Annotated in this window: 18 protein-coding genes; 12 read left to right on the forward strand and 6 right to left on the reverse strand. The window is 50.1% G+C overall.

What is annotated here, in order from left to right:
• The first annotated feature begins 11 nt into the window (after positions 1 to 11).
• The 6 genes from aceF to purF all read left to right on the forward strand — a co-directional run bounded on the left by aceF (position 12) and on the right by purF (position 7,811).
• Positions 12 to 1,709 (forward strand): dihydrolipoyllysine-residue acetyltransferase, encoded by a 1,698-nt coding sequence (gene aceF, locus ACLPHM_RS02345; protein WP_430219664.1) that lies wholly within the window; start codon positions 12 to 14, stop codon positions 1,707 to 1,709.
• 9 nt (positions 1,710 to 1,718) lie between these two features.
• On the forward strand, positions 1,719 to 3,482 hold the full coding sequence (gene lpdA, locus ACLPHM_RS02350) for a dihydrolipoyl dehydrogenase (protein WP_430219665.1): 1,764 nt from the start codon (positions 1,719 to 1,721) through the stop codon (positions 3,480 to 3,482).
• 77 nt (positions 3,483 to 3,559) lie between these two features.
• Positions 3,560 to 4,948, forward strand: coding sequence for a bifunctional tetrahydrofolate synthase/dihydrofolate synthase (gene folC / locus ACLPHM_RS02355; protein ID WP_430219666.1), 1,389 nt, complete (start codon positions 3,560 to 3,562; stop codon positions 4,946 to 4,948).
• 42 nt (positions 4,949 to 4,990) lie between these two features.
• Positions 4,991 to 5,812: an SPOR domain-containing protein gene (locus tag ACLPHM_RS02360; RefSeq protein ID WP_430219667.1), complete on the forward strand. Its 822-nt coding sequence runs from the start codon at positions 4,991 to 4,993 to the stop codon at positions 5,810 to 5,812.
• Positions 5,809 to 6,297 (forward strand): CvpA family protein, encoded by a 489-nt coding sequence (locus tag ACLPHM_RS02365; RefSeq protein WP_135863659.1) that lies wholly within the window; start codon positions 5,809 to 5,811, stop codon positions 6,295 to 6,297. The genes ACLPHM_RS02360 and ACLPHM_RS02365 overlap by 4 nt, the downstream gene beginning before the upstream one ends.
• Before the next feature lie 20 nt (positions 6,298 to 6,317).
• Complete coding sequence (purF, locus tag ACLPHM_RS02370; RefSeq protein WP_430219668.1) at positions 6,318 to 7,811, forward strand: amidophosphoribosyltransferase; 1,494 nt, start codon at positions 6,318 to 6,320, stop codon at positions 7,809 to 7,811.
• Positions 7,812 to 7,879: 68 nt separating this feature from the next.
• Here purF and ACLPHM_RS02375 read toward each other — a convergent pair whose 3' ends face one another.
• The 3 genes from ACLPHM_RS02375 to ACLPHM_RS02385 all read right to left on the reverse strand — a co-directional run bounded on the left by ACLPHM_RS02375 (position 7,880) and on the right by ACLPHM_RS02385 (position 10,403).
• Positions 7,880 to 8,125, reverse strand: a complete 246-nt coding sequence (locus tag ACLPHM_RS02375) for a hypothetical protein (RefSeq protein WP_430219669.1) — start codon at positions 8,123 to 8,125, stop codon at positions 7,880 to 7,882.
• A 441-nt stretch (positions 8,126 to 8,566) separates the two neighbouring features.
• Positions 8,567 to 9,025, reverse strand: coding sequence for a hypothetical protein (locus ACLPHM_RS02380; RefSeq protein WP_430219670.1), 459 nt, complete (start codon positions 9,023 to 9,025; stop codon positions 8,567 to 8,569).
• Positions 9,026 to 9,206: 181 nt separating this feature from the next.
• Complete coding sequence (locus ACLPHM_RS02385) at positions 9,207 to 10,403, reverse strand: EAL domain-containing response regulator (RefSeq protein WP_430219671.1); 1,197 nt, start codon at positions 10,401 to 10,403, stop codon at positions 9,207 to 9,209.
• Between the two features lie 473 nt (positions 10,404 to 10,876).
• Here ACLPHM_RS02385 and ACLPHM_RS02390 point away from each other — a divergent pair, with 473 nt between their 5' ends.
• Entirely contained in the window at positions 10,877 to 13,021 is a 2,145-nt protein-coding gene (locus ACLPHM_RS02390; protein WP_430219672.1) for an ATP-binding protein, read from the forward strand.
• Between the two features lie 7 nt (positions 13,022 to 13,028).
• Here ACLPHM_RS02390 and ACLPHM_RS02395 read toward each other — a convergent pair whose 3' ends face one another.
• Positions 13,029 to 13,682, reverse strand: a complete 654-nt coding sequence (locus ACLPHM_RS02395) for a response regulator (RefSeq protein WP_430219673.1) — start codon at positions 13,680 to 13,682, stop codon at positions 13,029 to 13,031.
• A 106-nt stretch (positions 13,683 to 13,788) separates the two neighbouring features.
• Between ACLPHM_RS02395 and ACLPHM_RS02400 the strand changes: the two genes are divergently transcribed.
• Entirely contained in the window at positions 13,789 to 14,640 is an 852-nt protein-coding gene (locus tag ACLPHM_RS02400; protein WP_430219674.1) for an AraC family transcriptional regulator, read from the forward strand.
• Between the two features lie 92 nt (positions 14,641 to 14,732).
• Positions 14,733 to 15,377: a LysE family translocator gene (locus tag ACLPHM_RS02405; protein ID WP_430219675.1), complete on the forward strand. Its 645-nt coding sequence runs from the start codon at positions 14,733 to 14,735 to the stop codon at positions 15,375 to 15,377.
• 27 nt (positions 15,378 to 15,404) lie between these two features.
• Here ACLPHM_RS02405 and ACLPHM_RS02410 read toward each other — a convergent pair whose 3' ends face one another.
• Positions 15,405 to 15,965, reverse strand: a complete 561-nt coding sequence (locus ACLPHM_RS02410) for a TetR/AcrR family transcriptional regulator (protein ID WP_430219676.1) — start codon at positions 15,963 to 15,965, stop codon at positions 15,405 to 15,407.
• 112 nt (positions 15,966 to 16,077) lie between these two features.
• On the opposite strand from ACLPHM_RS02410, the gene ACLPHM_RS02415 reads away from it, so the two are divergent.
• The 3 genes from ACLPHM_RS02415 (at position 16,078) to ACLPHM_RS02425 (ending at position 17,663) form a co-directional block, all read left to right on the forward strand.
• A complete protein-coding gene (locus ACLPHM_RS02415) occupies positions 16,078 to 16,689 on the forward strand; it encodes a DJ-1/PfpI family protein (protein WP_430219677.1) in 612 nt (203 codons plus the stop codon).
• 90 nt (positions 16,690 to 16,779) lie between these two features.
• Entirely contained in the window at positions 16,780 to 17,241 is a 462-nt protein-coding gene (locus tag ACLPHM_RS02420) for a YaiI/YqxD family protein (RefSeq protein WP_430219678.1), read from the forward strand.
• 140 nt (positions 17,242 to 17,381) lie between these two features.
• Positions 17,382 to 17,663, forward strand: a complete 282-nt coding sequence (locus tag ACLPHM_RS02425) for a peptidylprolyl isomerase (protein ID WP_135866920.1) — start codon at positions 17,382 to 17,384, stop codon at positions 17,661 to 17,663.
• 118 nt (positions 17,664 to 17,781) lie between these two features.
• Here ACLPHM_RS02425 and ACLPHM_RS02430 read toward each other — a convergent pair whose 3' ends face one another.
• Complete coding sequence (locus ACLPHM_RS02430) at positions 17,782 to 18,462, reverse strand: GntR family transcriptional regulator (RefSeq protein ID WP_430219679.1); 681 nt, start codon at positions 18,460 to 18,462, stop codon at positions 17,782 to 17,784.
• Positions 18,463 to 18,564: the final 102 nt, after the last annotated feature.

Below are 18,564 nucleotides of genomic sequence, written 5' to 3' on the forward strand. Positions count from 1 at the left end.
GGAGTAGATAAATGAGCAATTTGATTGAAGTCACTGTTCCTGATATTGGCGACGACGGTGAAGTGGATGTGATCGAGCTGCTGGTTGCTGTTGGCGACACAGTTGAAGTTGAACAAAGCTTGATTACCGTTGAATCCGATAAGGCTTCGATGGAAATTCCATCCTCACATGCTGGTGTGGTGAAGTCGTTGAAAGTCAAAATCGGCGATAAAGTAAAGCATGGTTCTTTGATTCTGGAACTGGATGCTGCGGGTGCCGCTGAGGCGCCTAAAGCAGAGGCTGCTGCACCAGCAGCGGCTCCTGCCGCCGCAGAAAAACCTGCCGCAGCACCGGCTGCTCCGGCAGCAGCGCCTGCTGCTGAAGCCACCACCTCTATTATTACAGTGCGTGTACCAGACATTGGTGATGCTCGTGATGTAGACGTGATTGAAGTGCTGGTAGCAGTGGGTGACACCATTGAAGCAGATCAAAGCCTGATCACACTGGAAACTGAAAAAGCGTCTATGGAAGTACCTTCCAGTCACGCTGGTGTTATTACTGCACTGAAAGTGAAAGTGGGTGATACGGTTAGCGAAGGCTCAGACATTCTTGAGTTGCAAGTAAGCTCTGCGGCTCCTGCGGCAGCGCCAGCTGCGCAAGCAGCAGCGCCTGTTGCCGAAGCACCTAAAGCCGCAGCGGTTGCGTCTAGCACGACAGAAGTGGTGAGCTCCGCTGCTGGTGTAGCAGCATCGCAATCCCCAGTACGTGAGTCGCCTACAGCAGCTTTTGCTGAAGCGGCTGTGCCTCTGCGCAATCTGCCTCACGCCTCCCCATCCGTGCGTAAATTTGCACGTGAGTTGGGCGTAGATTTGGTCAAGGTAAATGGTTCTGGTAACAAAGGCCGTATTACGGTTGATGACGTACGTCAGTTTGTGAAAGGGGCCTTGGCTGGCGGCGCAGCGCCTGCAGCAGCGGGTGCATCGTTGTCAGGCGGCGGTTTAGATTTGTTGCCATGGCCAAAAGTGGATTTCAGTCGCTTTGGCGAAGTGGAAGCGGCTCCGCTGTCTCGCATCAAGAAAATCTCGGGTGCTAACTTGCATCGTAACTGGGTGATGATTCCTCATGTCACCAACAACGAGCAAGCAGATATCACTAGCCTAGAAGAGTTCCGCAAGCAGCTGAATGAAGAAGGTAAAAAAGCAGGTACACGCGTAACCATGCTGGCATTCTTTATCAAAGCGGTTGTGGCAGCGTTGAAGAAATTCCCAGAGTTCAATGCCTCGCTGGATGGCGATAACCTGATTCTGAAAAAGTACTTCCATATTGGCTTTGCTGCCGATACGCCTAACGGTTTGGTGGTACCAGTGATTCGTGACGCTGACAAAAAAGGCGTGCTGGAAATCGCAAAAGAAACAGGTGAGTTGGCTGGTTTGGCGCGCGAAGGCAAACTGGGTGCAGCACAGATGCAAGGTGGGTGTTTCACGATTTCGTCCTTGGGCGGTATTGGTGGTACAGACTTCACACCTATCATCAATGCACCTGAAGTAGCGATTATGGGTCTATCCCGTTCTAGCGTGCAGCCTATCTGGAATGGCAAAGAGTTTGAGCCACGCCTGATGTTGCCAATGTCTCTGTCTTACGATCACCGTGTGATTGATGGTGCATCGGCAGCTCGCTTCAATGCCTACATTGCAACGCTGCTGGCGGATTACCGTCGCATCTTGCTGTAAGGAGCCGTTATGAGCATGATTGATTTAAAAGTGCCTGATATCGGTGATTCCGGTGAAGTAACGGTGATTGAGCTGTTGGTGAATCCTAGCGATACCATCGAGCTGGAACAAAGTCTGATTACCGTTGAATCCGACAAAGCCTCTATGGAAATCCCCGCTGCAGAAGCTGGGGTAGTCAAAGAGGTGTTGGTTAAACTGGGTGACAAGGTAAAAGAAGGCTCTGCCATCGTACGTATAGAAGCAGCAGGTGCCACAGCAGAAGCAGCGCCAACTGCGGCTGCAGCACCCGTGGCAGCGGCTCCCGCCGCTGCACCTGCTCCTGTTCAAGCCCCGCAAGCCGCACAGCACAGCGGTGCGGCAGACGGCGAGTACGACGTGGTGGTGTTGGGTGCAGGCCCTGGCGGTTACTCTGCCGCCTTCCGTGCCGCTGATTTGGGCATGAAAGTAGCCTTGGTTGAGCGTTACAGCACACTGGGCGGCGTATGTTTGAACGTAGGATGTATTCCTTCCAAAGCATTGCTGCACAGTGTGGGCGTGTTTGAAGCCGCTAAAGCCTTGGCTGATCACGGTATTCGCTTTGGCGAGGCCAAGATTGAGCTAGACGCATTGCGCGACTACAAAACATCGGTAATCGGTAAGTTGACTGGCGGTTTGGCTGGCATGGCCAAAGCCCGTAAAGTAACTGTAGTAAATGGTGTGGGCGAGTTTATTGACCCTCACCATATTGCAGTACGTGCGGCAGATGGTAAAGAGCAAGTGTTGAAATTTGCATCGGCCATCATCGCAGCAGGTAGCCAGTCCGTGAAACTGCCATTCTTGCCCGAAGACCCACGTATTGTAGATTCTACTGGTGCGTTAGAGCTGCCATTCTTGCCTAAGAAAATGCTGATCGTTGGTGGTGGCATTATCGGTCTGGAAATGGGTACGGTGTACTCCGCGTTGGGCGCACGTTTAGACGTGGTCGAGATGCAATCCGGCCTGATGCAAGGTGCAGACCGCGAAGCCGTAAAAGTTTGGCAGAAAATGAACGAACACCGTTTCGATCACATTATGCTGAACACCAAAACGGTTTCTGCTGAAGCACGTGAAGACGGTATTTGGGTGAAATTTGAGGGCGATAAAGCCCCAGCAGAAGCCCAACGTTACGACTTGGTACTGCAAGCTGTAGGCCGTACGCCTAATGGCAACAAGATTGGTGCAGATAAAGCGGGTATCGCTGTCACCGATCGCGGTTTCATTAACGTCGATAAGCAGCAGCGTACTAACGTACCGCATATCTATGCGATTGGTGACATTGTGGGTCAACCTATGTTGGCACACAAAGCCGTACATGAAGCGCACGTGGCAGCCGAAGTTATTCATGGTGAAAAAACCTTCTTTGATGCGCGTGTGATTCCTTCTGTTGCGTACACTGACCCAGAAGTAGCTTGGGTAGGTATGACCGAAGAAGAAGCCAAGAAAGAGGGTATTGCCATTGAGAAAGGGCATTTCCCATGGCAGGCTTCTGGCCGTGCGATTGCTAATGCGCGTGATGAAGGCTTCACTAAGCTGATTTTTGATGCTGAGAGCAAGCGTATCCTAGGCGGTACTATCGTAGGTACAGGCGCTGGTGATCTGATCAGTGAAGTGGCGCTGGCAGTTGAAATGGGTGCAGATGCCGTAGATATTGGCAAAACCATCCACCCACACCCAACCTTGGGCGAGTCTGTGGGTATGGCTGCAGAGGCATCTTTGGGTGCGTGCACCGATTTGCCACCTGTACGTCGCAAGTAGTTTTTTCGTCATTAACCTGACGTCAGTAATGGCAGGTGCTATCATTAGCACCTGCTGTTTTTTTGTGTGCTTTGACCATGTTGAATCATTCTTTGACAGCCACCAGCTCGCTGGAACAATGGCTGACATATCTGGAAACCCTACATCCTACCGAAATTGACTTAGGGTTGGATCGCATCAAACAAGTCGCAAAAAATCTTGCACTGCAAACGCCATTTGTCACCATCACCGTGGCGGGCACCAATGGTAAAGGTTCTACCTGTACCATTTTGGATGCTATTTTGCGCGCAGCGGGTTATAAAACCGGCCTCTATACTTCTCCCCACCTAGTGCATTACAACGAGCGCATACAGTTAAATGGCGAGTTGGCGACCGATGCACAGATTACTCAGCAATTTTTCCGTATTGAACAAGCGCGTGGCGAGGTATCGCTGAGCTATTTTGAGTTCGCTACCTTGGCGGCGCTCTTGATGTTCGAGCAAGAAAAAGTAGACGTGGCGATTCTGGAAGTAGGGCTGGGCGGGCGTTTAGATGCCGTGAACATGGTAGATGCAGACTGCTCTATCCTCACCAGCGTAGACATTGATCACATTGCTTATCTGGGCGATTCACGCGATGCCGTGGGTTGGGAAAAAGCGCACGTCTTTAGACCAGGTAGGCCTGCTATTTGTGCAGACCCTGTGCCGCCAGAGACCGTAGCGCGTTATGCCCAAGAAATTGGCGCTGACCTGTGGTTGTTTGGGAAAGATTTTAACTACTCTGGTGATAGCCAGCAGTGGGCTTATGGCGGCCGCGAGCAGCGTCGTGCAGGCTTGGCATACCCATCGCTACGTGGTGTGAACCAACTGCTGAACGCATCGGCAGCGTTGGCAGCCCTAGAAGCGCTGCAAATGAAATTGGTGGTATCGGCTCAAGCGGTACGTAGCGGCCTGAATCGTGCTTCCATTCCTGGCCGTTTGCAGATTTTGCCTGGTGAGCCATTGGTGGTACTGGACGTGGCTCACAATCCGCATGCAGCGGGTGCGTTGGCGCAGAATTTGGATCAAATGCCATGCACAGGTCGTACGTTGGCCGTGTTGGGTATGTTGAATGACAAAGATGCAGCGGGTGTATTGCGCTTGCTGATCGATAGAATTGATAGTTGGTACGTTGCGTCCTTAGAGGGCCCGCGCGGATTAAGCAGCCGCGATTTGGCGGCGTTATTAAATGGCGTGAAAAAGATGGGAGCAGTGCAGAGTAATCCCCAAGAGATTGCTACATCAGAGGGTGATCGCAAGCCCGGTGTACGTCCTGCTGCCGGCAAACGTGTAAACTATTTTGAAACAACTGTTAGAGAGTGTGAAAATCCGGTTAAAGCTTTCGAGCAAGCGCTAACAGATGCTCAACCGAATGATAGAATTCTTGTATTTGGTTCATTCGCCACAGTTGGTCCGGTTCTCAAGCATTTAGGTAGAGATCCTCGCTAACTGTGTGGTGCAAGCGGTTTTTACTTAGTGGGTTTCAGATACATGGGGTTGTTCTCAAACAAAGAAACAGGTGGTGCATCACGACGTCAGTCTAGTGATGCGCAATTGCGCGAGATGCGTACGCGAGCACGACGCCGGTTGGTAGGGGCGTTGGTTCTTGTATTGGCAGCGGTGGTGATTGTTCCGTTTCTCACCAGCAATGATTCTGAGAACATGCCTGAACCAGTCATGGCTGTGATTCCGGCTATTGTCCCTCCTGTCATTGAAGCCGAGCCCACACAAGGTACAGCAGATGAGCAAGAATCTGGCGTGGCAACGGGCGATGAGGGTACTGTCGTTGCGATGCAGCAGCCTACGCCAGTGACTCCGGGTAATACGACGACTCAGCCACCGGCTACAGGGTCTTCTACACCCGCAACACAGCAGCCTGCGCCGGTAGAGCCTCCTAAGCCTGTGGCAGAGCAACCTACACGTCCAGCGACACAACCCGCTACTCCTACACCACCACCTCCACGCCGTGATAATAACCAGCGTACAGATGATGGTTCAGTCGCATTGGCGTTGCTGGAAGGGCGTACGCCACCGAGTAGCAATTCAGCATCAACTGCCGGTAGCAATAATGCACAACGTGGTAACTTTATCTTGCAGATTGCGGCCTATTCATCGGAAAATGATGCACAGACCCGTCGCAAACAGTTAGTAAACGCAGGTGTTACTAACGCTTATGTGGAAAGCACCACATCTGGCGGCAAAACTGCGTACAGGCTGCGCGTAGGGGCTTTCCCTACACGTGAAGCCGCGCAGGCAGCCCAAACGCGCTTACGCTCGTTAGGGTATGCAAATAGTTTTATTTCTACCAAGTGACAAGCTTTGATTATTTACTGTTAGCACTACTAGGACTCTCCAGTATCCTAGGATTAATAAGGGGGCTGCTCAAAGAGCTGCTCTCCTTGATTGCTTACATCGCTGCATTTCTGGTTGCTATATGGTGGGGACCTTCGCTCTCCGTCTTGCTAACCGACTATCTGAATAACGATTTACTTCGCACCGCTGTGTCCTACGCGGTGCTTTTTATTGCTGCTTTATTGACCCTTGGCCTATTGAATATGATGCTCGCGACCTTGATAGATCGCAGTGGCTTGGGGTCTGCAGATCATGCATTTGGCGCGCTCTTTGGCCTCTTGAGGGGCGTGGTATTTGCATTGTTGCTGGTCATCTTGGCCGGCTATACCGAGTTGCCTAAAGAGCCCTGGTGGCAAGAGGCGCGACTATCAAAAGCCTGCGTGAATGCCGTGCAGCAGTTAAAGCAGTTACTGCCACCTTCTTTAGCATCCTGGTTACCTTACTAAACTAGCACTGGAACATTATTATGTGTGGAATCGTTGGGGCGTACGCGTACAGTCCCGTAAACCAATTGATCTACGATAGTTTGCTGCTTTTACAGCACCGTGGTCAGGATGCCGCTGGCATCACTACTTTTAACGATAACTTCTTTCACACACACCGAGGCAAGGGGCTAGTTAGAGACGTGTTCCGCACACGCAATATGCGTGCGCTGCCAGGTAATAGTGGTCTAGGGCATGTGCGTTATCCCTGCGAAGGTGATAGCGACAGCATCGAAGAGGCGCAACCTTTTTATGTGAACGCGCCTTTTGGTATCAGTTTTGTACATAACGGCAATCTGTCCAACTGGCGTGAGCTGCGTGAAGAATTGTTCAGCGTAGATAGACGCCACATGAACACACGCTCAGATTCTGAAGTGCTGTTGAACGTGTTTGCACACGAGTTGCAGCAAGCGTCCAACCAAGATTCTGACGCTGAGAATATTATTTTTGCAGCCGTGAACGCGGTATATACACGCGCCAGAGGCTCTTACTCGGTGATTGCTCAAGTGGCTAGCTTGGGTATGGTGGCGTTCCGTGATCCTAACGGCATCCGCCCACTGTGTATGGGTAAACGTGAAACCCCTCAGGGTACAGAGTGGATGTTTGCCTCTGAGTCGGTAGCGCTCACAGGCTGTGGTTTTGATTTGGTGCGTGATGTTAAGCCCGGTGAAGCCATTTGGGTAGACGTGAATGGTGTGCCTCACAGCCGCCAGTGCATGGAATCCGCGACATTAATGCCATGTTTGTTTGAGTTCGTGTACTTTGCACGTCCTGACTCTACCGTTGATGGTATTTCCGTGTACGACGCTCGTTTGAACATGGGCGAGTACTTGGGCGATAAAGTGGCCAAAACTGTACGTCTGAGCGATATAGACGTGGTGATGCCTATTCCCGATTCTTCACGTCCATCTGCAATGCAGTTAGCGGACCGATTGAACCTGCCATACCGCGAAGGTCTGATCAAAAACCGCTATATTGGCCGTACCTTCATCATGCCAGGTCAGGCAGTACGTAAAAAATCCGTACGTCAGAAATTGAGTCCTATTCCTATGGAGTTCAAAGGCAAGAACGTATTGCTGGTCGATGACTCTATTGTGCGTGGTACTACCAGTAAAGAAATTGTTGAAATGGCGCGCTCAGCGGGTGCCAACAAGGTCTTTTTGGCGTCTGCCGCACCGCCAGTACGCTATCCAAACGTATATGGCGTGAGCATGCCTACCTATGGTGAGCTGATTGCACATAACCGCGATGTAGATGAAATTGCCAAAGAAATTGGCGTAGATGGCCTGATTTTCCAAGATCTGGAAGATTTGGAGCAAGCATTGCGTGACTTGAACCCTGAAATCAAAGCCTTCGAAGGTTCTTGTTTCCACGGTGAGTACGTAACAGGCGATATTGATGAAGCCTACTTACAGCGCTTGTGCCAAGAGAAAGAAGAGGCCAAGAAACGCAAAAGTGCTATGCCTGCTGATGATTGATGTATAGCTAATGCGGTAGCGATGAACAGGGTGCCATAACCTTGAAAGGGATTATGGCACTTTGTTTTTTAGTCTACGCCTTTTAGCAGTACACATCCTTGGTTGTATTTTTCTATGGATTTCAGCAAAAGGTTTTTGTGTATGCCAAACTTGGTAGCGAGTTTAGTGAGGATATCGTCGTTAAGCTTGAAGGGCTGATTTTCTATTTCTAGGTATTCGGTAATATCCAGATTCATCTTCTTGGCCATAGACTCACTGCTCAAGTACAAATACTCTCGCCACGCACGTATGGGATTCCAAAAATGTTTTTCCATACTGTTAGAGACTTCTGCGGGTATGTTCATGCTTGGTTTAGGCAACTGAATGATCTCACTCAGGGCCTTACAAACTCGGCTATCTAAGAGGGCTCCACTGGTTAAGAAACCTATTTTTTTATCTTTGCTTGATAGACTTTTGCTACTAAGTACTTGCGAAGGAGAGTAGAAAAAGCCGTCAATGTTATGAATGCTGTTTTGGGTATGAGGCATGAGAGTACTCCGAACATAGTCATATGCCGCCTAGAATAGCAATCGCCTAGGCGCAGTGATATCAGATGGGTCTGTATCAGCTTCGGATAAATCTCATAGTCGTGGTCGTGCACGTACCCCCGCTTACGCGGTGTGCTTCTGCTGCAGATAGTGCATGCTAAAAATCGCTATTTGAGGATTTTATGGCCTGCACTATCAACGGCAGGTTAGAGACAGAACAAGGTGTCTTTACGCTATATTCTCAAGAAAAACCCAGGCTTGGCTGTATTTCTCTATGGATTTCGACAGTAGTTGTTTGTGAATCCCCAGTTTTGTAGAAATGGTGTCCAGAGTCTCATCATCAAGTTTCGTTGGCTGTTCTTCTATTTCAAGGTAATCAGCCACATCGAGATTCATTTTCATGGCCATGCTCTCGCTGCTTAAGCATAGGTATTCCCGCCAAGCGCGTATAGGATTCCAGCGGTGTTTTTCCATGCTGACAGGGACTTCAGTCGGGATACCTGATCTAGGTTTTGCCAATTGAGTAATACCACTCAGGGCTTTACGAACCTTACGGTCCTGTAAGGCGCTATTGGTCAAAAAATCTACCTTCTTATCTTTGGCAGATAAGTTTTTAATTTTCAGCACTTGTGTAGGGGAGTAGAAAAGGCCGTCAATATTTGGTGTGGTGGAATGGGTATGCGTCATGGGTGTACTCCGAACATAGGTTATGTGTTCCAGAATAACCATGACCCCCTCTTGTCTATATCAGACAGGTCCTTATCTACTTCAGACAAGTCTCATAGAAGTTTGCTATTTGTAAATATATAGGCTTAGCGCTTATTGAGACTGCGGGGCAGGCACCGTAGTGGTGAGATAGAAACAGCAATCAGTGGGCATATAAGGGGCTGACGCAGGAGTTAGCTAGTAGCGCTGCCACTGCATCATGGCGTATGGGAGGGGAGATGACGTAGCCCTGAATAATGTCGCCGCCCATGTGTTGAACAAGCTCGGCCTCTTGCGGGGTTTCGACTCCTTCAGCAACGACTGCCAACCCCAGATCGTTTCCTAAACGGATGAGGCTTTGCAACGCTGTACGAAAATGCGGATGGTTGAGAGCATTGTGTAGCAGGGAGTGGTCCAGTTTGAGCTCTGTAAATGGTGTGCTCAGTAGCCTATAAAAAGAACTATAGCCCGTGCCAAAGTCGTCTTGTGACAGAGCAAAACCCATCATACGTAAGCGGGTGGCACCGCTGTAATAATGCCCCGTATCTAGCGTGGTTGTATGCTCAGTTAGCTCAAAAGTGATAGAGGCTGGTTTGGCATTTGCCGCGAGAACGTACGCATAGAGTCGTTCGGGCAGGGTTAAGTCGTCCAAGAGACGCGTGTGTAAGTTGATGGAGACAGTGATGTCATGCCCTAGAGCTTGCCAGTATTGCTGGGCGGCAATGGATTGTTGCAGCATGCAGTACAACAGTTCTTCGTGTAGCGCCTCACGCTCTATGTCGGGTAAGAAAGCGCTAGGAGGCAGTTGCCCAAGACGAGGATGCTCCCAGCGTGCTAAAGCTTCTACCCCTACGATTTTTTTCTCCGCCATAGAGTATTTGGGTTGATACCAAGCTTGAATCGCCTGTGTATGTAGGGCCGCCCGCAATAGATCATTAGAATGTGTGTGGCAAGGTGGGCGGGCGGCGGTGAACTGCTGTTGGTGAGTCGCTAAGGCGCGTAACAGTGCTTGAGCACAGCGCTGGGTAAAAGGTTTGGTATAGGCGCCTAGTACAGAGATTCCACGGGCTTTTGCGGCTTGGGATACTCCAGACAAAATAGCTAGTGTGTCGCTGCTGATCAGGGCAAGTGCAGGGCTATGGGCGTGTGTGGGCCATTGTTCTATGAGTGAAAGGCCATCTATGTCAGGCATATGCAAATCACTTAGCACTAGGTCATAAGTAACCTCCGAGAGTAGGCGTAGTGCCTCAGTACCACTACTGACACCGTCAACACGGTGTGGCCCTAGGCTCGCCAGAGTATGGGTGGTATCAGTGAGTAATAGGGGGTGATCTTCTACGACCAGAATGCGATAGCGCATCAATAAGACTCCTGCGCTGACTGCGCCTTCTTGGGTAGGAGGTTGGCCTTGCGAACCGTACGTTATGACAGTAGAAGCGGAATCAGTTAGGCCATGTAGGCAGCGTAGTGGCTTTGTCATAGGGTAGATAGGCGGAAAGATCTGATTGCCCAGTGGATCGGTCTGTAACTGCTGGACTCAGGCTTGCTCGCGTGTAAACACTAGCTGTTTCGCACAAGATGGCTTTAGCGCACTGCAACTGTGCTGATAGTGAAGGGCGATGTCGCATGGTATGAATTAAGAAGAAGTATCTGACGCGGTGGGTATGTGGTTTCCGATTGAACGCGGGAGGTATCTGATCTGGTTTCACGCCTGAATCAGATACATTGAAATCTTCTTAGAGGGAGCGAGTGCACTGTGTGATGTGCTTGATGGTGAAGCCTAGGCAGAGGTGTAGCGCGATGTGATCTAGCCGTCTTTGGGCAGTAACGGATGTGGCCGATTCTATAACAGCGTCAGTACTGAATACTCTTGAAAGCTCATGCGAACTGGTACTACCTAGTATTGCAGGCGTGCTCGTGGCTGTATTTGTGGTGTGGGTGCTGTACTTGCGTAAGCAGGTTGCTAAGCGTATTGCTACCGAAAAAGCCTTGAATGATCAGTTGGAGTTTTTTGATACCTTAAGCGAGGCCACTCCCCAGCCTATTTATGTACGGGACATCGCCGGGAAATTCATTAGCGGTACACGCAGCTACTTGGAAGCAGTAGGGGCTAAAGCAGAAGATTTGTATGGGAAAACAGTGTTGCAGGGGCCACCAAAGTTTGGGGCGGCCGAAGCCATGCATCAGGCCTACATGCACGCTATAGCCAATAACCAGGCCATGCGTATGCGGCGGGCCACGATCATGAATGGGGAAGAGCGCTGGATAGATCATTGGATTCAGCCGTTTCATGATGCAAACGGAGTGATGCAAGGGGTCATTTGTGGTTGGCTAGACGTCACAGAGCAGCAGCGGCTGATTACAGAGCTAGAGCAGGTGGTCACAGAACTCGAGGTTGCGCGTAAGCAGGCCGAGCAAGCCAATAGGGAAAAGACGAGCTTCTTGGCCACAATGAGCCATGAAATCCGCACACCGTTGAGTGCAGTGATAGGGACGTTAGAGTTGGTGCAGCATCAGGCCGATCAAGGCGTATTAGATAAAAAAGGCATACAGATTGCGTATAGCTGTGCCAATGGCTTGCAAGACTTGATTGGCGATGTGTTGGATATCTCTAGAATAGAATCGGGCAGACTGGTTTTTACCCCTGAGCGCGTGAACCTCAAAAGCTTGATAGAGTCGGTAGCTTCGTCCTTTGAAGGGTTAGCAAGAGAAAAGGGGCTGGCTCTGTTGCTAGAGCTAGCTGCGTGTGCGTCCAAAGACGTGCTGGTAGACCCCGTTAGGGTGAGGCAAATGCTGTTTAACTTGGTCAGCAATGCTATCAAGTTCACGGTTACAGGCCATGTGAAAATCAAAGCCGTGGGACAGCACGTAGGAGCGGGAGTGATGCGCCTGCAATTAACGGTGAGTGATACCGGAATAGGCGTATCAGAAAGCGAGCAGAAGCGTTTGTTTTTACCGTTTACACAGCTCAATAAAAGCTCAGACCCATCGGGGTCAGGATTGGGTTTAGCCATTACACGCTCATTGTGTGAGCTAATGGGTGGCACCTTAACTATGAGTAGTTCGCTGAATGCGGGTACCAGTATGCTGATAACGCTGGAGGTTCCTGTATGGCAAGGGAAAAGTACGGTAAGTCAGAAAAACGAGCAAGGCACCGTGCTATCGCACGCTCCTGCACCGTCATTACATGTTTTGGTGGTGGATGATTACGCCATTCATCGGCAGTTGTTGTGCCAGCAGTTGGAGTTTCTGGGGCATACGTTTGCAGAGGCTACTACCGGGCAGCAGGCATTGGAATTATGGCGTACGGCAGCGTTTGCAGTCGTCATCACCGACTGTAGAATGCCGGGCATGTCAGGGGTGGAGCTGACTGAGATTATTCGCTATGAAGAGCAGGTGATGCAACGATCCCCTTGCATGATTTTGGGGCTAACAGCCGATGCACAACGCGAAGAAATACAACGAGCCTTAGCGGCAGGTATGAATGACTGTACGGTGAAACCTTTAGGCTTAGAGGCCTTGCAAGAGAAGTTGAGGTCGTTATCCCGTCATAACGCCATAGGGCAAGCGGTAGCCAAGGAGGTCGATGAACCCAGCCTGGCGTATGCGGTGGATTCAGCATGGATGATGCAAGACTTTGAGGTGTTGTTAACGTTGACAGGAGGCAGTAGGGAAAATGCGTGGCGTTTAGCCAGAGAGATACTAACGTCGGTAGAGCAGGCCAGAAAACAGCTGCAGCCTCCCTACGGGCAGCACGACTGCTGTCGTATTGTCGAGCTAGCGCATCAGACCTTGGGCGTGGCTAGGATGCTGAATCATCACGATTTAGTACAGGCGTGTGAGCAAGTCGGGGTGGCGTGTCAGCAGCATAGGCTAGACGATCCTAAATGGCTGGAGTCAATACAGCAGCTCTATAGTTTATTAGCGGAGATGAGTGCTCGTTATAGACAGCTGTTTGCAGTCAACCCATGCTTGTAAGGCTGATCTAAGTCGTTGCAATATCATTGCGTTGGGCTATTTTCACTAGTTCAACCATATTAGGGGCGTTGAGTTTACTCATAAGCCGTATTTTGTAGGTGCTAACCGTTTTGTGGCTGAGCATGAGTGTATTACCGATTTCTTGGTTGTTCATGCCTTTCACCAACAGCCCAAATACAGTGAGTTCTCTATCGGTTAATAAGGACAGCTCAGAAGGGTTGGTGGTCGTGGTTTTTCGGGCGGTAATAAACGCATTTTCACGTAGTTGATCCGTGACTTCTTTTTGGAAGTAGGAGTACCCAGCCAGTACCGCTTTTACCGCGCGAGTTAACTCTTCTAGCTTATCGTCTTTGCGCACAAAGCCTGAGGCACCTGCTTGCAGACAGCGAAAGGCATAGTGGTTAGAGTCACTTGAGGTCAATATCAGGATGTTAGTTTTGATCGTAGAGCTGCGCAGCCTATCAATGACTGAAAACCCGTCCAGTTTTGGGATGCTTAAATCAAGCACCACTAAGTCTGGCTCTAAGGTACGTACGGTTTGCACGCAGTCAGCACCAGTATGGCATTCGGCCACGATGTCATAACCTTCGCGCTCCAGGACAAGACGCACAGCCATGCACATTAAAGGGTGATCATCAACAATTACAATGCGCGGTTGCATGCGTTAGTCCAGTGTGAAAAGTACAGTTAGCCTATGTAGTGCCAGACTTATCTCGGCAGGCGTGATGAGTGAGCGTATGATTGGCACAAATGGAGATTACCAAAAAATGACGAGAGCAATGGTGAGGGCCGCAGAGCGAAATACTCAGCCTAATCAGGGGCAGAATTTTTGGCATGATCCTGCACTCCCATTCGTGGAAACACGCCGTGCTTGCCATAGTAGAGCCTGCTATAAACCGCATGCTCACCCTACGTTTTCTATTGGGGCGGTAGACGGTGGCACTAGTGTATTTGCGGGAGCAGAGGGCGGCCCGGTAGCCTTACGTCCAGGCTCATTAGTGTTTGTGCCAGCAGAGCGTGTGCATGCTTGTAATCCAGCACCTGACAGCGCGTGGAGCTATCAGATGCTGCATCTGGATGTGGCATGGTTACGTATGGTGAGGGAGGAGTACGCGAATGAACCCTCACAGAAACTAGAGCCAGTGCGTGTGGTATCAGATGCGGTGTTGTACGTACAGTTCTGCACGCTTAATGATGTGTTGTTTTCGGCGGCACCAACGGATGAAAAAGAGGCCGCACTCATAGAGTTTGTTGGGGACTACGACGTATCGCAAAGTGTATGGGTAGAGCCAATTAGCGATACCTCAGTGGTTGCGAAGAAAATCCAACCAGCACTAGAGTACCTACGCAACGTGCCCACGACAAAAGTGTCATTAGTAGAGTTAGCTTCACTAACCAACATGAGTCGGTATCAGCTAATTCGTGCGTTTAGAACGGTAACAGGGATGACTCCGCACATATGGCAACTGAATTTGCGTATTAATGTTGCTCGATCACTGATGCATCAAGGTGATAGTCTCGCTGAGGTAGCGCACCACTTAGGGTTTGCCGACCAAGCTCACTTTCAACGTGTGTTTAAAGCCTATACCGGGGTGACGCCGGGTAGCTATAAGGGCTGATACCGCAAGTACGAACACTGCAATTTTCTTCAATACAACGATCTAGCTCTTAGGCAGACTACACCTACATTTTTTGAGGTGTGTATCTGTCAATGCAGCTGTTTTTAGTGATAGCCGTAGCGCATTTCTTAGCGCTGCTTTCCCCTGGCCCTGATTTCTTCCTTGTAGCCCGAACCTCATTAGCCGCTGGTTGGCGAGTTGCTAGCGGAGCTAGCCTAGGCATAGCCTTGGCAAATGCTGTGTTCATCGTTGTAGCCTTTGCCGGTGTAGAGGCCATGCATCCAGACAGCATCTGGTTTGTGATCTTGCAGATGGCGGGGTGCATTTACCTGTTTTACTTAGGCGTACTGTTTATTTGTTATGCAGGGGATGGCACGTTACATGTACCGACGTCTAGACAGACTACGTCGGTGATGACGGCGTATAGGGCATGGTGGCGAGCGCTTGGCATGGGTTTTTTGTCAGGCATTCTGAACCCTAAGAATGCTTTGTTTTACGCCAGCTTAGTGAGCCTACTGACGGAGCCCTATGTCATCAGCGTAGGCTGGAAAGTGTTTTACGGTTTATGGATGTTTAGCGTCGTGGCGTTATGGGATACGTTGGTTGCCGTGCTGATCGGTAACCAACGTGTACTACAGCGGTTTGCCAGAATACAACCATGGTTAGAGCGGGCATCGGGTGTCATGTTGATTCTACTTGCTATGGCTGTGTTGGGCGTCATGCTACTGCACAGGTAGCCAGCTAGCTACCTAGACAAGGCAGTATTAGCGTTTTAGGAAAGGTGGCAGTAAGGATCCTTCTGCGACCTTTAAGGCTTGTTGGATGAAACCAGTAAAACGGGGCGCATCGTGACGCAGTCCAGTTTGTTGACCACCTATTAAACAGAGATGCACTGCTTGGCCTATAAGGTTAGCGAGAGCAGGGGAAGCTCCCCAGCGCTGGCTGGTGTTCACAGCAAAATCCAGCCTGGTTTGGTCTACTCGTTTCTGAAAGCTAGCGACTAACGGGTCTATTAATGACCACGCTCTAATCGCCACTTCTATGTGTGGGCGTTTTTCAGATGCAATGTCTACATAACGTAATAGGGTGTCGGTGGAATTGGTGCCCTGTGAGGCATAAGCCAGCATTCTACGTGTGTAGTCGTCTTCCCAGTAGCTAAGTAAGGCAGTCACGTAGTCAGATTTGCTGCGAAAGTGGTGATAAAACGAGCCACGCGTCACGTTCAAACGGCGGGCTAGGTTTTCAGCCGATACACCAGCATGACCTTCGTGCTCTAGCGCAGTAAAGCCAGCTTCTATCCAGTGGTGACGAGTGAGAGTACCCATAGTAAGTGGCCATACAGACTGTGTATGGCGTTATCCAAGTTGATAAATTGCGAATTCTACATACGTATTATCACCGCATATGGCGTGTGGTGAGTGGACTAAGGAGTTCGTTTTGAAAACTATTGCACTGGTAGCGTTTGATCAATTTACCGACATAGATCTGTTTTTGATGTGGGATATCTTGGGTCGTAATAAGCAGGATTGGACAGTACGGATTTTGGCAACCAGCCCTACCATTATCTCTGCCCATGGGTTGAACGTTGATGTACATGGCCCGGTGTCAGAAGCCAATACAGCAGATGCTGTGTTTTTTTCTAGTGGGAAACAAGGTATACCTGCGGCGTTACGGGACCCTGATTTCTTACCCTCGCTGAAGTTGGATAGTAGCAAGCAATACATAGGCTCTATTTGTGCTGGGGCCTTTATTCTTGAACGTTTAGGGTTGCTGGCACAATCTCCAGCCACAACACATCCAGAAATTCAATCAGCCTTGCAGGCACGCGGTGTGGATGTGGTGGAACAGGCGCTAGTGTGCCGAGACAGGGTGGCAACGGCTGGGGGCTGTTTGGCTGCCCTGTATTTGGTGGGGTGGTTGGTAGAGTCTTGGTTTGGTGTGAGCAAGCGTCAAGAAACCTTGCTGCCTGTCTTGCCCGCCGGGCAACAAGAGCACTATGAACAATTGATTTCAACGAGTATTCAGCAAGCTAGAGTGTTGGTGCGATAGGGATTGAGCAGGTCATACAATTCACCTGTATACAGGCCTCCAGCATCTTCTACAATGACGCATGGTAATGCGAGGTAGCAGAGAGAAACTATGCAAATTTGGGTAGATGCCGACGCCTGTCCGGTAGTGGTGAAAGAAATCCTGTTCAGGGCGTCGCAACGCTGGCAAAAACCATTAACGTTGGTGGCTAATCAAATGCTGCGTACACCGCCTTTTCACTTGATCAAGGCGGTGCAAGTACCACGAGGCTTTGACGTGGCGGATGATTACATTGTGGAGCATGCCAGTGCTGGCGATCTGGTCATTACCGGTGATATTCCGCTGGCGGCACAATTAGTAGAAAAAAATGTGTATGTACTAAGTTCACGCGGTGAGCGTTTTACGGCAGATAACATTCGTGAGCGTCTGTCGGTGCGCGATATGTTAGAGGAACTGCGTGGAGCGGGTGTGGAGATAGGTGGGCCAGCAGCGTTTAGTCAGTCGGATAGGCGAGAGTTTGCGAATGCGCTGGATGCCTTGATGATGCGTTTGGCGAGAGCACCGTCCGCCTAAGCTGCACTAGGCAACAAATAGACTCTGATGCGAATGATACCCTCAGTGGGTTAACGCTTTTCATGGGTTTCTGTGTGGCAATGACTGCATTTTTAGCAAAATTGCGTTAACCTTTCAGGTCGATTGTTTAGGAGCACACTATGGCACAAGCATCCGCAAGCCACATCTTGGTTAGCAGCGCAGAAAGAGCGCAAGAACTGAAAACTGAAATTGAAAACGGCGCAGATTTCGCGCAGTTGGCACAAGCTAACTCTAGCTGCCCTTCATCCCGTCAAGGCGGTGCTTTGGGTACATTTGGCCGTGGTCAAATGGTTCCTGAGTTTGACGCCGTGGTATTCAGCGCCCCCGTTGGCGTTGTTCAAGGCCCAGTGCAAACACAATTCGGTTACCACTTGGTTCTAGTGACCGAGCGTAACGACTAAGACATGTCTATAAGGGATTAGGGGCATCCTATAGGTATAGGGCAACGCTAATTCCGCTGTAGGACGTCTAAGAAAAGCCAGCATAATGCTGGCTTTTTTTGTATGCATAGAAGGGGGCTTATAAGTCCTCTTGCATGACTCCCCACCACGCCAAGGTTTGTGTGAAGTGATGTTGCACCATTGTGGCGGACGCGGTCTCATCACCGCTGGCGATGGCATCTAAGATCGCGATGTGCTCTGTCATGGCTAACTGAATACGTGTGCTGAGAGGGGGGCGGTATTTTTGCAGCACTTGTATGCGATCGCAGTTTTCGCTGTAGTTTTTGGCAATGATGGGGTTTTTTAGGGTGTTGGCCAAATAGTGATGCAGGCGCCAGTCTAGCTCCATAGCTTCTACCTGCAATTGTCGGGTCAGCGTTGTGTTTTGCAGTTTTTCTATTAGGTCTAGATGCGCGTTTTTCAGTGCCGCCAGTGTACGGTGGTCTGGTTGTCGTGCTGTGAGTCTGGCACCTTCTGCGTCAACTAAATAACGAAAATGAAAGTTGGCGTAAAGCTCTTGCGGGCTAAGCTCTAGTACCACAATCCCGCGTTGGGGGTAAACCGTGACTAAGCCTACGGCCGCTGCTTTTTTGATGGCATCACGTACCGGAGCGGTAGCAAAGCCCAGCTTGTCGCATAACTCGGAAATAGACACCATTTGCCCCGACCGTATCTCGCCGGAGAGTAACGTGTCGCGTAAAGCATCAAAGGCTTGATCACTTAATAGCGAATTAGTACGGGTGCTTATGTTGGTAATCACTCAAAAGGTCTCGCGTAGCGGTACTGGGTCAGGGTAAGTGCTCTGTGTGTGGCTGTGCGGGAATAATTTATATTAGGCATGCCACATCTAGTATTTAACTAC

The organism is Paenalcaligenes sp. Me131, assembly GCF_050487225.1.
Classification (GTDB): Bacteria; Pseudomonadota; Gammaproteobacteria; order Burkholderiales; family Burkholderiaceae_B; genus Paenalcaligenes.

Coding starts and splice junctions, on each gene's coding strand:
- aceF (WP_430219664.1), top strand. CDS start 12: ATGAGCAATTTGATTGAAGTCACTGTTCCTGATATTGGCGACGACGGT.
- lpdA (WP_430219665.1), top strand. CDS start 1,719: ATGAGCATGATTGATTTAAAAGTGCCTGATATCGGTGATTCCGGTGAA.
- folC (WP_430219666.1), top strand. CDS start 3,560: ATGTTGAATCATTCTTTGACAGCCACCAGCTCGCTGGAACAATGGCTG.
- ACLPHM_RS02360 (WP_430219667.1), top strand. CDS start 4,991: ATGGGGTTGTTCTCAAACAAAGAAACAGGTGGTGCATCACGACGTCAG.
- purF (WP_430219668.1), top strand. CDS start 6,318: ATGTGTGGAATCGTTGGGGCGTACGCGTACAGTCCCGTAAACCAATTG.
- ACLPHM_RS02375 (WP_430219669.1), bottom strand. CDS start 8,125: ATGGAAAAACATTTTTGGAATCCCATACGTGCGTGGCGAGAGTATTTG.
- ACLPHM_RS02380 (WP_430219670.1), bottom strand. CDS start 9,025: ATGACGCATACCCATTCCACCACACCAAATATTGACGGCCTTTTCTAC.
- ACLPHM_RS02385 (WP_430219671.1), bottom strand. CDS start 10,403: ATGCGCTATCGCATTCTGGTCGTAGAAGATCACCCCCTATTACTCACT.
- ACLPHM_RS02395 (WP_430219673.1), bottom strand. CDS start 13,682: ATGCAACCGCGCATTGTAATTGTTGATGATCACCCTTTAATGTGCATG.
- ACLPHM_RS02400 (WP_430219674.1), top strand. CDS start 13,789: ATGACGAGAGCAATGGTGAGGGCCGCAGAGCGAAATACTCAGCCTAAT.
- ACLPHM_RS02405 (WP_430219675.1), top strand. CDS start 14,733: ATGCAGCTGTTTTTAGTGATAGCCGTAGCGCATTTCTTAGCGCTGCTT.
- ACLPHM_RS02410 (WP_430219676.1), bottom strand. CDS start 15,965: ATGGGTACTCTCACTCGTCACCACTGGATAGAAGCTGGCTTTACTGCG.
- ACLPHM_RS02420 (WP_430219678.1), top strand. CDS start 16,780: ATGCAAATTTGGGTAGATGCCGACGCCTGTCCGGTAGTGGTGAAAGAA.
- ACLPHM_RS02425 (WP_135866920.1), top strand. CDS start 17,382: ATGGCACAAGCATCCGCAAGCCACATCTTGGTTAGCAGCGCAGAAAGA.